Source organism: Streptomyces sp. NPDC032721 (genome assembly GCF_055579625.1).
On sequence record NZ_JBVIMX010000008.1, the window covers coordinates 81,129 to 94,221 of the forward strand.

11 protein-coding genes are annotated in these 13,093 nt (G+C 67.4%); 2 read left to right on the forward strand and 9 right to left on the reverse strand.

Features of this window, described 5'->3' with window-relative positions:
* Positions 1-3: 3 nt before the first annotated feature.
* The 4 genes from ACZ5PB_RS18065 to ACZ5PB_RS18080 form a co-directional block, all read right to left on the reverse strand.
* Positions 4-1,059: an ABC transporter substrate-binding protein gene (locus ACZ5PB_RS18065; protein WP_468692226.1), complete on the reverse strand. Its 1,056-nt coding sequence runs from the start codon at positions 1,057-1,059 to the stop codon at positions 4-6.
* A 47-nt stretch (positions 1,060-1,106) separates the two neighbouring features.
* Complete coding sequence (locus tag ACZ5PB_RS18070; protein WP_468692228.1) at positions 1,107-1,883, reverse strand: ABC transporter ATP-binding protein; 777 nt, start codon at positions 1,881-1,883, stop codon at positions 1,107-1,109.
* The gene (locus ACZ5PB_RS18075) at positions 1,856-2,746 is read right to left on the reverse strand and encodes an ABC transporter permease (RefSeq protein ID WP_468692230.1); all 891 of its coding nucleotides are present in this window, start codon (positions 2,744-2,746) and stop codon (positions 1,856-1,858) included. The genes ACZ5PB_RS18070 and ACZ5PB_RS18075 overlap by 28 nt, the downstream gene beginning before the upstream one ends.
* 154 nt (positions 2,747-2,900) lie before the next feature.
* A complete protein-coding gene (locus tag ACZ5PB_RS18080) occupies positions 2,901-2,993 on the reverse strand; it encodes a putative leader peptide (protein ID WP_468692232.1) in 93 nt (30 codons plus the stop codon).
* 110 nt (positions 2,994-3,103) lie between these two features.
* On the opposite strand from ACZ5PB_RS18080, the gene ACZ5PB_RS18085 reads away from it, so the two are divergent.
* Both ACZ5PB_RS18085 and ACZ5PB_RS18090 read left to right on the forward strand, forming a co-directional pair.
* The gene (locus ACZ5PB_RS18085) at positions 3,104-3,526 is read left to right on the forward strand and encodes a secondary thiamine-phosphate synthase enzyme YjbQ (protein ID WP_468692234.1); all 423 of its coding nucleotides are present in this window, start codon (positions 3,104-3,106) and stop codon (positions 3,524-3,526) included.
* 141 nt (positions 3,527-3,667) lie between these two features.
* Positions 3,668-6,505 (forward strand): ATP-binding protein, encoded by a 2,838-nt coding sequence (locus tag ACZ5PB_RS18090; protein WP_468692236.1) that lies wholly within the window; start codon positions 3,668-3,670, stop codon positions 6,503-6,505.
* A gap of 60 nt (positions 6,506-6,565) precedes the next feature.
* Here ACZ5PB_RS18090 and ACZ5PB_RS18095 read toward each other — a convergent pair whose 3' ends face one another.
* The 5 genes from ACZ5PB_RS18095 to ACZ5PB_RS18115 all read right to left on the reverse strand — a co-directional run bounded on the left by ACZ5PB_RS18095 (position 6,566) and on the right by ACZ5PB_RS18115 (position 12,974).
* A complete protein-coding gene (locus ACZ5PB_RS18095) occupies positions 6,566-7,333 on the reverse strand; it encodes an SDR family NAD(P)-dependent oxidoreductase (RefSeq protein WP_468692238.1) in 768 nt (255 codons plus the stop codon).
* A gap of 88 nt (positions 7,334-7,421) precedes the next feature.
* Positions 7,422-8,300 carry a ribosome-inactivating family protein gene (locus ACZ5PB_RS18100; protein ID WP_468692240.1) on the reverse strand — a complete coding sequence of 293 codons (879 nt, stop codon included), beginning with the start codon at positions 8,298-8,300 and terminating at the stop codon, positions 7,422-7,424.
* Positions 8,301-8,392: 92 nt separating this feature from the next.
* A complete protein-coding gene (locus ACZ5PB_RS18105; protein ID WP_468692241.1) occupies positions 8,393-9,214 on the reverse strand; it encodes a ribosome-inactivating family protein in 822 nt (273 codons plus the stop codon).
* A 198-nt stretch (positions 9,215-9,412) separates the two neighbouring features.
* A complete protein-coding gene (locus ACZ5PB_RS18110; RefSeq protein ID WP_468692242.1) occupies positions 9,413-12,187 on the reverse strand; it encodes a helix-turn-helix transcriptional regulator in 2,775 nt (924 codons plus the stop codon).
* A gap of 40 nt (positions 12,188-12,227) precedes the next feature.
* Positions 12,228-12,974, reverse strand: coding sequence for a sigma-70 family RNA polymerase sigma factor (locus ACZ5PB_RS18115; protein WP_468692243.1), 747 nt, complete (start codon positions 12,972-12,974; stop codon positions 12,228-12,230).
* Positions 12,975-13,093: the final 119 nt, after the last annotated feature.

Here is a 13,093-nt window from a genome sequence, read left to right on the forward strand (position 1 = left end):
GGGTCAGGAGGCCTTTCCGTAGGTGAGGGGTGCGGTGCCGGACGGCGGGCGGTCGCCGTTGAAGCGGGTGTCGACGAAGTCCTTGAAGGCGAACCTGCCCGGGATCAGCTTGAGTTCGGCGAAGGTGTCGGCGATGGCCTGCTCCGAGGCGACGGCCGCGTCGTCGACGGCGACCGGGACCCGCGTCCCGTTCGTCCGCTTCACGGAGTCCAGCGCCACCTCGTACGGCAGCCCGGTCTCCTTCGACCAGACCTTCGCCCACTCGTCGGGGTGCTTGAACACCCAGGCCTGCGCCCGCTCCAGCCGGTCGAGGTAGTCGGCGAGCGCCTTGGACTTCGCCGGGTCCTCCAGCGCGGCGGGCGCGGCGACCGTGAACGACAGGCCGTTCGTCACCCCGCGCCCGTCCGACAGCACCCGCGCCCCGGAGGTCCGCAGCACCTGCGAGGTGTACGGGTCCCAGACCGCCCAGGCATCGACCTTCCCCCGGCTGAACGCGGCCAGCGCATCCGCCGGCTGGAGGTACTTCAGCTGTACGTCGGCGAGAGTCAGCCCCGCCTTCTTGAGCGTGCCGACGAGCAGGTAGTGCGCGGAGCTGCCCTGCGCGACGGCGACCGACCTCCCCTTCAGATCGGCGGGCTTCCGCAGCGGCGAGTCCTTCCGTACGACGAGGGTCTCGCCCGCCGTCGAACCGTGCGACGCGCCGATCACCTTGATCCGCGACTTCGATCCGGCGGCGAACACGGGCGGCGTGTTGCCCACCCCGCCCACGTCCACGGCCTTCGCGTTGATCGCCTCCAGGAGGGGCGGCCCGGAGGTGAACGTCGACCACTTGATCTTGTACGGAAGGTTCTTCAGCTCCCCGGCGGCCCGCAGCACCGCCTCCGAACCACCTTTCTGGTCACCGACGTTGAGGGTGACGTCGCCGGATCCGTCGGTGTCGCCGCCGCCGAATCCGGAGGTGCCGGCGGACGAGGTGCCACCGCAGGCGGTGAGCAGCAGGGCGAGGGGGAGGAGCAGGGCGGCGGGCAGGAGACGCTGTTTCGGGAGCTGCCGTTTCATCTGAAGTTCTTTCTGCGAGAGGCGAGAAGAGGGCTTGAGGAAGCTGTTCACGCGGAGTGCGGCAGGGACTCGTCCACGCCCAGCTCGGCCAGCAGCCGCGCACGCAGCGCGGCGAACTCGGGGGTGCCCACCGAGCGCGGACGCTCCAGGCCGATCCGCTCGTCGTGCGCGATGACGCCGTCGCGCATCACCAGCGCCCGGTCCGCGAGCAGCAGCGCCTCGTCCACGTCATGGGTGACCAGCAGCACCGCGCAGCCGCGCCGCTGCCACAGCTCGGCCACCAGACGCTGTGCCTTGATACGGGTCAGTGCGTCGAGCGCGCCGAACGGCTCGTCGAGCAGCAGCAGATCCGGCTCGCGCACCAACGCCCGTGCCAGCGAAGCGCGTTGGGCTTCGCCGCCGGACAGCGTCTTCGGCCAGGATGCCGACCGGTGTTCAAGCCCGACCTCCTTGAGCGCGGCCTCCGCCACCTCCCGCCCCGGATCGCCCGGCAGCCCGAGCAGCACATTGCGCCACACCCGCTTCCACGGCATCAGCCGGGGCGCCTGAAAGGCCACGGCCCGCCGCTTGGGCACCAGTACGGTCCCCTCGATCTCCCGGTCGAGCCCCGCGAGCACCCGCAGCAGGGTGGACTTCCCGCACCCGCTCCGCCCGAGCAGCGCGGTGAACTCACCCGGCCGCAGGGTCAGTTCGAGGTCGTCGATCACGGGCCGCCCGCCGAACGAACGGGTCAGCCCCTGCACCCGTACCGCATCCGGGGACACCCCGGCCGTGCCGGAACCGCCGGAGGTCTTGCTCACTGGCCGGTGAAGGTCGGTCGCCATTGCAGCAGCAGCCTTTCGAGGAGACGGACGAGGGCATCGGCGATCAGGCCGAGGAAGGCGTACACGACCAGGCAGACCACGATCACGTCGGTACGGAAGAACTCCCGCGCCTGGTTCATCAGGAACCCGATTCCGGCATCGGCGTTGATCGACTCGCCGAAGACCAGCGCCAGCCAGGCGGTGGCGAGCGAGTACCTGAGCCCGGTCATGGCTCCGGGCAGCGCCCCCGGCAGCACCACGTGCCGTACGAGACCCCAGCGGCCGAGCCCCAACGCCTCGCCCGCTTCAACGAGTTGGGCATCGACACCCCGGATCCCGGCGTACACGTTCAGATACAGGTGGAACGCCACGCCCAGGGCGATGAGCGCCACCTTCGGAGCCTCGCCGATGCCCAGCCAGATGATGAACAGCGGAATCAGCCCGACCCACGGAACGGTCCGCAGCATCTGCACGCTCGCGTCGACCAGATCCTCGCCGAGCCGCGAGAGCCCCGAGAGGAGCGCCAGCGTCACCCCCACGAAGACGCCCAGCACCAGTCCCACGGCCACCCGCTGAAGGGACGTCAGCATCGCGTCGGGCAGGGTACCTTCCGCGATGAGCTGCCCGCCGACCCGGGCGATCGTGCCGGGCGAGGCGAGCACATCGGGATGCAGCACCCCGGCGGCGCTCAACACCTGCCAGAGCGCCAGCAGCAGCAACGGCCCGAAGGTGCGCCGCACCCACCGGGGCACCGCGCGGAACCACCCCTTGGAGGCGCTGCGCGGCTCGACGGGCTCCAGTTCGGGGCCGGGAGGCGGCGTCGGCTCCACCTCCGTATCTGCTGACAAAGGCGAAATATCCGGCGGAGCATGGCTGACGGTCATGGCGGAATCTCCAGAAAGGGCAGGGAAGCGTGCCTCAACACCCGTACGCGCGGCGGCAGTCGGGCAACCGCGTCACGGCAGGACGGAGCGCACGCCTCAGAGGTGAGGGCGAGAGTGGAAGGCAGAGCGGGAGGAAGAGCGAGAGAGAGGGGCGTCAGCAGCCGCGTCGGCCCGCGCGACACGCGGCCGAGGCCACCCGCAGCAGGTCGATGTGACCGCGCGTGGTGAGAAGAGCTGAACGCAACATGGCGCAGAACGTAGCGAGCGCGTCGGACCACGGTCAACAGCAGTCTCGCCATCCGGATGCCCCGTCTCGCCAGGCAAGCGTTTTCCGGCCCCGTGCGCGAACATGGAAATATGGCCGACACATTCACCACCCGCGTCCTGCACCTCACGACCGGATCGACGGAAACCGTCTGTGACCTCACGTCCGAGTGCGAGAACTTCCTCGCCGAAGCGGCGGACGGCCGCGACGGACTCCTCAACATCTTCGTCCCCCACGCCACCGCGGGCATCGCCGTCCTGGAGACGGGATCGGGCAGCGACGACGACCTCCTCGCCGCCCTGCACACACTCCTGCCGGCCGACGACCGCTGGCAGCACCGCCACGGCAGCCCGGGCCACGGCCGCGACCACGTACTCCCGGCGCTGGTTCCCCCGCACGCCACCCTGCCGGTGATCGAGGGGCGCCTGGAGCTGGGCACCTGGCAGTCGGTCTGCCTGGTCGACACAAACGTCGACAACCCGAACCGCAAGGTCCGGCTGAGCTTCCTGGGCTGACCGAGAGGATGTCCTGCCGGCCGCAACGTCGTCGACTGCCTGAGCACCGGCTACAAGATGCGCGACGAGGGCGCGCTGCTCGCCACGTCCCCAGCGCGGTTGTCGCAGAATGGAACTTGGCTTCACGACGGAGGTACGTAAGTGTCCGCTGGGCATCAGCAGTCGAAGCAATTGCCTACTCTTCGCAGGTCGGACGACCCGCAGGGAGAGGCGGACATACCGGGTGCGGCTGAGCCCTTCGGCCGACGGCTGCCGCTCCTGGGACGGAGTCGTGAACGGGCGCTGCTGGACGGACTGCTGGAAGCCGTGCGCGGTGGTGAGAGCCGTGTGCTGGTGCTTCGGGGGGAGCCGGGGGTGGGGAAGAGCCGACTGCTTGAGTACACGAGGGAGCAGGCGCGGGGATTTCGGATCGCCCACGTCACCAGTGTGCAGTCGGACATGGAGTTGCCCTACGCCGGGCTGCATCAGCTATGCGCGTCCATGGAGGACCGGCTCGACCGGCTTCCGCCCGGGCAGCGAGATGCCGTCGGCGGGGCTCTGGGGCTGGGGTCGAAGCGTGCACCCGACGGTTTCCTCGTGGCTCTCGGCGTCCTTGGTCTGCTGTCCGAGGTTGCCCGTGACCAGCCCTTGCTGTGCATCGTGGACGACGCGCAATGGCTGGACCGTGCGTCCATGCAGGCCCTCGCATTCACCGCGAGGAGGCTCCTCGCCGAGTCGGTGGCCCTGGTCTTCGCCGCGCGAGTACCGGACGTGGCCTCGGCTGCCGGCGTGGAACCCGTCGGCGTGCCGGAGTTGTCCGTCGAGGGACTGGCCGACCAGGAAGCGGAAGCGCTTCTTCGGTCTGTGCTGCCGGGGCCGTGGGACGAGCGGGTCCTGAGGCGATTCCTTGCCGAGTCGAGGGGCAACCCGCTCGCGCTGATGGAGCTACCGAAGGTGGCCGGTCCGGTGGAACTGGCCGGTGGCTTCGGCCTTCCGAGTACCCAGCCGGTGGAGGATCGCATTCAGAAGGCCTTTGTACGGCGGATCGACGGACTACCGGAAGAAGCGCGCGGGTTCCTGCTGGCAGCAGCGGTGGATCCCACCGGCGAACCGGCGTTGCTCCGGCGAGCCGTCGGCAAGATGGGTCTCGCCGCCGACGCTGTCGCGGACGCTGTGGCAACCGGCCTTGTGGAGATCGGTGACCGCGTGCGCTTCTTCCACCCGATGGTGCGCTCGGCCATCTACTGGGCGGCCGCCCCGGAGCAACGCCGCGGTATCCATCGCGTTCTGGCGGACGTCACGGATGCGGACGCCGACCCTGATCGCCGGGCCTGGCACGCCGCACACGGTGCTCCCGGTCCCGACGAGTCCGTCGCCGCGGAACTCGTACGCTCCGCAGGGCGGGCGGAGACCCGGGGCGGAGTCGCCGCGACGGCTGCCTTCTTGGCGCGTGCAGTGGAACTGACCCCTGACTCCGCCCGTCGGCAGGAACGGGCGTTGGCCGCCGCACGGGCGAGCCACGAAGCGGGCAACCCCGATCTCGCCCTGCGACTGCTTGCCCTTGCCGAGACGGGCTTCGTCGACGAACGCCGACGCGGCGAGGTGGATTTGACGCGCGCTCGCATCGCGTTCACCTCGAACCGGGGAAGTGAGGCACCCGGTCTCCTGCTGAAGGCTGCCGGGCAACTCGCCGCCCACGACGTGGCGCTGGCCAGGGACACGTATCTGGAGGTCGTCAACGCGGCGATATTCGCCGGCCCACAGGCCTACGACGACGGCCAGTACGAAGCGGCCAAAGCGTCACGGGCACTGCCGGCCCCGCACCCGCCCCGTCCGACGGACCTCCTGCTCGACGGCTTGGCGGTACGGATCATCGAGGGCCACACGGTGGCCGTGCCTGATCTTCGTAGGGCATTGCAAGCGTTCACAGAACCGGATCTGCCCGCGGAGGACGGACTGCGCTGGCTCTGGCTCATCTGCGTCACTGCCGTGGGCCTGTGGGACCACGACACGATGTCTGTACTGGCGGACCGGCATCTCACCCTTGCGCGAGAGGCCGGTCAGGCCACCGCACTGCCCTTCGCCCTGACCATGCGCTGTGTGGTGCACGTACTCAACGGTGAACTGGCTGAGGGCGCGTCGCTTGCGGAGGAGGTGCAGACGGTCGCCGAGGCGGTGGGCACGGCTGCCCCCATCTACGGCGCACTCTTCGTCGCCGCTTGGAGGGGACGGGACGAGGAATGCATCGAGCTCAGCAGACGGGCTGATGAAGGGGTGGAGAACCGGGGCGAAGGCGTGGGCCCGATGGTCAGCAGATGGGCGCGCTCGCTGCTCTACAACGGTCTCGGCCGGTTCGAGGAAGCAGCGGAGGCCGCCGGCATGGTCAGCCGGGCATACAGCCAACTGGAAATGGGCATTCCGGTGTGGTCCCTGGTCGAGTACATCGAAGCCCACGCCAAACTCGGCACACCTGGACAAGCCGCCGACGCCTTGGACCGACTGACCGAACTGACACAGGCGAGCAGCACGGACTGGGCCATCGGCATCGAAGCCCGCTCGTACGCACTGTTCCGTGCGGAGGCCGAGGAAGCGGAACGCCACTACCTCAAGGCGGTTGAGGCTCTCGGCCGTACGCGCCTGCGTGGAGAAGCAGCGCGTGCCCACCTCGTCTACGGCGAGTGGCTGCGTGCAAGGGGACGTCATGACACCGCTCGCAAGCAACTGCGCATCGCACACGCACAGTTCACGTCCATGGGCATGCGCGGCTTCGCGCAGCGTGCCGCCCGCGAGCTGTCTGCCGCAGGCGATACGGTTCACCGGCACACCGAAATCAACGAGGACAACCTGACCCCCAAAGAGACACAGATCGTCAGGCTGGTGCGTGAGGGGCTGACCAACGCCGAGATCGGTGCACGGCTTCTGTCCAGCCCCCGCACTGTGGAGTGGCACCTGCGGAAAATCTTCGGCAAGATCGGCGTCACTTCGCGCAGACAGTTGTGAGGACGTGCAGGCGTGTCGACGAAGACGAGCGCCGACACCGAGATCGTCCTTACTGCGGGATCAGATGAGTTCCAGCCCGCCGTCGACAGTGACCACCTGACCCGTTGCATGGCGCCCGGCAGGTTCTGCCATGCGCAGGATCCAGTGGGCCACCTCGTCGGCGGAGGCGATGTGGTGCGTGGGAATGCGGTCCCGTTCGTAGGCGTACATGTCGTTGGCGGCCTCCGGGGTGAGGCCGGCGTGGAGCATCACGTCGGTGCGGGTGGGGCCAGGAGCAACGGAGTTGACGCGAACCCCCTCAGCGGCGAGTTCGAGGGCCCAGCTGCGAGTCAGCTGCTCAACGGCCGCCTTCGTGGCCGCATAGTGGGCGCCACCGGCCATAGGGCGGTGGCCGTAGGTACTGGACACGTTGATGATTGTTCCGGATGTCGCGCGCAAGTGAGGCAGGGCCTCATGAGCCAGCAGACTCGGAGCGACGACATTGAGAGCCAAGATGTCGAGGACTGTCTGCTTGTCGGTCTCCGACAGTGGCATGACGGCTGTGGCGCCGGCGTTGTTGATCAGGTAGTCGACGCGTCCCCACTGTTGGATCGCGTGGGAGACGACCCTGGCGGGGGCTTCGTCCTCGCAGACGTCGATGGCCATGACATGGATGTTCTCGTGGGCCGCGGCTGTCTCCTTCAAGGGTTCCTCGCGGCGGCCCACTCCCAGTACGTGCGCGCCGGCCTCGGCGAAGGCGATCGCGGTGGCCCGGCCGATGCCGGAGCCGGCCCCGGTGATGATGGCGACATGGCCTGAGAAGGTGGGGGCAACGGTGTTGACGGACACGATGCTTTCTCCTGTTCGGATTGCGTGAATGCGTGAACCTGAAGTCCCCCTCGAATTACTCATCGAGAGGGACCTATCAGCTCTGTGGTCAGACAGACTGATTCGGGGCTCTACCGTTCACGACACGCAGCCAGCGCACGATATCTGCCCAAGTTACGAAAGTCGCCACGTCTTCAATAACCAGGGGCGCAGTGCCGCCGGGGTTTCTGTCGAACTGGCGTGCCCAGTCGGAAATCTTTCCCCACTTGAGGCGCAACCTCTGCTGCAACGGGGTGATCACAGTGGTCTGAGGGAGGTCAAGGGCGCGGCCGAAATTGTCGCGGAAGAGAGGAAAGCGGGCACCTTCCGCGAACATTCCGATCAGTCGCATCATGTCAGATGCGATGCTGCGCCGTGTGGGCTCCCTGTTCACTACAGAGGCATCGCCGGTGGTGCCATTAAGGCGCCGCATAGCGCCGGTGAGGGACTCAATGTTCATCACCATGGGTTCCCCCGGCCCGTTGTTTTCCGTCAGTTCGGGAAGAAGTCGTACGTATGAACCCCGTTGCGCCATAATGATGGCCGGACCGTAATGGTGGGCGACTTCAGTTCTGATGTTGGGGGAGGCATCTCCGAAGAGGTATGTCTGCCCGCGTGCCCGGAAGCCTCCGATATAGAGATTCTGGGGGTTCATGAAGAAGGAGATCAGAAGGGTTCCCCCCTCGTCCCACACGTTGACCTCGATGAGACCGGCGGCCACCGACGTTCCCATCGACCGCCATATGTTGCTGTTCGGCCGCATTTCCAGGCCTGCTGCCATACGGATTTCCGTGATGGCCGCGTTGTAGCGACCTTGGTTGTCTTCCCGACGTTTATTTTCGGCCAAGGTGAGATTGATCGTTTTCTTTGTGTTGTTCGGCGTATTTGCGCTGGCCGGAGCCGGGCCTGTCCCGAGGATCAGCATCAGGATGCCCAGAAGGAGCACCATTCCGCGGCGAGATCTTGAGAGCATGCGAGAGAAGGCTGACATCTTCTGCGACTTCCGATCTTTGAGGGCTGACGGATCCTGTGGTTTCGCGGTTACGAGGCGAGGACTGTCCGCAGGTACACGTGGGCGTCCCCGTAGTAGCGGAATGTGCCGATCAGATTGATGTGGTAAGGGGCCGGATCGAGGCCTTTGGCGACGTCCTGCATCCAGCGTGAAAGTCCCGACCAATGGGCCCGCAGTTGCTGGAGCGTGTGGTTGGAAATTTCCGTCAGGAGGGTGTTGTGCCCGTTCATCACATGGCTGTAGGCGTCGCGGTAGACAGTGAATCGGGCAGCTTCGGAGAACGCTCCGGTGAAGAGCATCATGGGGATGGCAATTGTTTTCCGGGAATAACGGTCGGGTACACCACCCAGACTCTCCGCGGCCGCACTCATGACGCCCAGATTGGCGTACCGCGGTTCCCCGTAACCCTCACTCTGATTGATCACACGCCGGAGCTCGGTGTAACTGCCGCCGAAGTCCAGGGTGTTGAGCGGGCCACCTCGTGCCATCTCGTTGCGTACATTGGGCGACGAGTCGTTGAACGCGTACAGCCTGCCGTCCCTTGTGCGGAACCCTCCGATGTACAGGTTGTTCGGATTGAGGTAGAGCGTGACCTGCTCCCTACCGTCTTCCTGCAGAATGCGAAGAGCGATGAGTCCCGCAGGTCCTGTCTGGGTCCGGTACACATCGCCGGTTTTCCAGAGCTGTCCAGCAGCCTGTCGGAGCTGCGTGATGACGTCCTGATACCGCTGAGTGTTATCGGTGTTGTACTCGGTGTCGAGCGTCAGCCGCAGGACTTTGGTCGTCCCGTCCGGGGTGTCCGCGCCGGCCTGCGGCACGCTGATGGTGAAGACGCAAGCGAAGAGCGTCATGATGGCTGCGAGCGGGCGAAGTACGCCGGTGCGCAGAAGTCTGGGAGGAGACACAGCATTTCCGTCTCTATAGGCCGTCTTGCAGTCACAGGCCGCTCGGCGGTGGAGCTCATGTGCCGGGCGGGAACGTGTGCTACATCAGGACTGACCGGAGAGACGCGAGTGTTGTGACAATCAGTGCTGTCGGACCTCCCACCGTCAAGCTGTGACGGCCGTGCCTTCGAGCAGCGCACCTGTGATCTGTTTGCGGGATGCGATGCCCAGCTTCACGAACACTTTGCGGAGATGCCATTCCACGGTGTGGGGGCTGATGAAGAGCTGAGCCCCGATCTCGGGGTTCGTCATGCCGTCACCGGCGAGGCGCGCGATCTGTGCCTCCTGAGCAGTCAGCGCCGTGCGCATGTCGGGAGCGCGCTTGGCCGTCGTCGCACCGGTGGCGCGCAGCTCGTGCCAGGCACGCTCCGCGAAACCCTCTGCCCCGACTCGGCTGAGGGCCTTGTAGGCAACGCTGAGATGCTCACGTGCGTCGATGCGACGGTTCTCCCGGCGCAGCCATTCCCCGTACAGCAAATGGGAGCGGGCGTAGGTGAGGTGGACCCGGGTACGGCCCAGGCGCTCGACCGCCTCCTGATAGAGGGCTTCGGCGGCAGGCCCCTCGCTGGTCTGGGCCCGCACCATCGCCGTGGTGCCCAAGGCCCAGTCCGTGCCGCTGGCCTGCGCGAACCCGTCGATCCTGTGGGCGGCTTCGGCGGCCTGGGCCGGTCTGCCGCTACGGCTGGCCGACTCGACCAGTTCGACCATCGCCCTGATGGCAAGACCAAGTTCCTGGAGGTTCTCGGCAGCCTGCTCCGCTGCGGCGTACGCCTCCTCGTAGCGACCGAGTCCGTTGTACAGGACAGCCTTCGCCCACTGGCTGGAGCCGAGGACCTGGCCCCGACGGCCCTGGTGCATGTCCGCGTCCCTGGTCATCGCGTCGATTGCCTGAAGGGTCGAGGCTTCCTGACCCCTCCATGGCTCGGTCACCAGGGAGACATAGTGGGCGAGGTAGCGACTGCTGGTCGCTTCGCCGATGGTCTGCGCCTCTTTGATCAAGGTGTCCGCGTGGTCGAGCTCGCCGGCCAGTACGCGGTTGGAGACCAGTTGCAGCAGGGCGGACGGCAGGACCGACAGCGCCCCTGTTTCGCGAGCGAGGTCGACGAGCCTCGTGGAGAGCTCTGTGTTGCTGGGGAAGTCCCAGACGTTGAAAGCCATGCGGGCGGCGAGGGGGAACCAGCCGAGGCTCTCCTCCACGGACATTTTCGCCGTGCGCAAGGTGTTCAACGCCTCCAGGACCATGGGCGCGCCCGCCGCGTATCCGTCGACGATCATGGTGGCCAGGCCCCGCAGAAGGAGGGTCTGGCCCTTCGACGAGGGGCCCGCGGGCGAGGCGAGTGCGGCCCTGGCGATGTCCTGAAGCCGCAGACCGTTCGGCAGCCGGTCGGTGATGAGCGCGGCATTGAGTGCGTCGCGGTACGTCTCCTGAGCCAGAGCCGGGTCCAGCGGCTCAAGGCGCTCGGCCGCCTTGAGGAGGAGCGGCAGAGCGTTGCCCGCGGTCGTGGAAGCGAACGCGATCCGACCGCGCAACAGGTCGGACTGGGCGAGCTGGCGTGCGTCCAGGGGGCTGATGGCAGCGGCGTCCAGGAGTTCGCGCGCCGTGTCGTATCCGCCCGCCTGGTACTTGGCCCGGGCGGCCGCCAGGGTTCTCTCCCCGCGCAGCAGCGGGTCGGGAGTCAACTCGGCTGCCCGCTCCAGGAATGCTGCCGCGGCGGCGATCCCGCCGCGCGCCTGGGCCCTGCCTGCCGAGCGTTCCAGCTCCGCGGCCACGGCCTCGTCCGAACCACCTGTGGCGTTCGCCAAGTGCCAGGCCCGGCGGTCGGGATCCGCGGCGGGATCCGTTGCGTCGGCCAGAGCACGGTGCACGTGCTGGCGGGCTTCGGCGGTCGCCACCCGGTATGCGGCCGAGCGCACGACGGGGTGCCGGAACCGTACCCGGGTGCCGATGGCGATCAGCCCGCTTGTCACGGCGGGTGAGACGGCGGACTCCTCGACCCCCAGCAGCTCCGCCGCCCTGGCCAGCAGACCGACGTCACCCACCGGCTCGGCCGCCGCGATGAGCAGCAACTGCTGTGTTGTGGGCGGCAGCGCCTGGATACGTCGGAGGAAGCTCTGCTCGATCTGGCTGGCCAGCGGTCGCGCGTCGGGCCGCCCGAACCCACCCGCCAGCTCCGCCGGGGACAGCCCCTGGGGAAGTTCCAGCAGGGCGAGCGGATTTCCCTGTGTTTCGGCGATGATGCGGTTCTGGACACGCTCGTCGAGCCGTCCGGGAATCATCGAGTCCAGCAGGGCACGCGCGTCGCTGTCGCCCAACGGTTCCACCGTGAGTTGCGGCAGCCCTGCCAACTCCGAGGCGAGTGAGGGCTCGCGCACGGCGAGTACCAGCCCGATCTGCTCGGCGAGCAGACGCCGGGCGACGAACGCGAGCGTTTGCACGGTGACTTCGTCCAGCCACTGGGCGTCGTCGACCACACAGATCAGCGGCTCTTTCGACGCTACGTCGGCGAGCAGGCTGAGCACGGCGAGTCCCACGAGGAAGCGGTCCGGCGGAGTGCCCGCACTCATGCCGAACGCCGTGCCGAGCGCGTCGCGTTGAGGTGCGGGCAGTCGGCCGACACGGTCCAGGAACGGTGCACACAGCTGATGAAGGCCGCCGAAGGCGAGTTCCATCTCGGACTCGACACCCACCGCCCTGGCCACTCGGCATCCGTCCGCGCTGTCCCGTGCGTAATCGAGCAACGCGGTTTTGCCGATACCCACCTCACCACGCACCACCAGGACGGAACTCTGGCCTGCCTGCACGTTCGCGATGAGCCGGTCCAGCACCCTGCACTCGGTCTGCCGACCGTGAAGTCGTATCCGGGGAAACTCACTTGACATGGATACCGTCCCCGCCGACTGCGCGTCCTCGGGCCGGTGATCACCTTCTGACAGGGATACCGGCGCTGCATCTCAGATCTGCGTTCACCTTATCGCCCCTCTGCAGCACCGGCCCGGTCCGAGGGGCACCAGGTCCGGTCTGCTCGTGTGCTTCCCCGGGCACGGGTTGTCCCGGGGCAAGGAACGCCTCCAGGGAGTGGAGGTTTCCCGTCCGCGCCGCGACGACGAATGCCTCCAGCAGCTTTCGGTGCTCCGCCACGTCCACGGTCTTCCGCTGATCGTCCAGAAGGTGCTTGCGGGCTCTGCTGACGATCTTCCGTACGTTGACCACGCTGAGCCCGAGCATGTCGGCGATGTCGGAATACGCGTAGTCGAAGGCCTCGCGCAGGATGTACGCGGCCCGCTCGGTGGGGGGCAGCTTCTCCAGTACGAGGAGCAGCGCCAGCCCGAGGGTCTCCGCCTGCTGGGCGCCGGCCTCCGGGTCGTTGCTGGTGTCGACGGGTTCGGGCAGCCAGGGGCCGATGTAGGTCTCGCGGCGTACCCGGGCGGACTGAGCGACGTTGATGGCCAGCCTGGTGGTGGCGCTCGACAGGAATGCCACCGGGCTCAGCACCGCTGAGCGGTCGGTCTTCTGCCAGCGCAGCCACACCTCCTGGACCACGTCCTCGGCTTCGACCGTGCTGCCCAGGACGCGGTACGCGATGCCGAAGAGACGTGGGCGGAGCTCCACGAAGACAGAAATGGCCTCATCCAGCGTGTCATTGGGGTGGGATGTGTCGGGATGCATGAGCCTGCTGTCTCCGTTCTGACGAGTGGGAGAGCTCTGAGCGGCGCCGTTGTCCGGGGACGTCGGACGAGCAGTTCCTCTGGGCACACGGTTCGGCCCCGAAGGAAGGCCGGAAACCG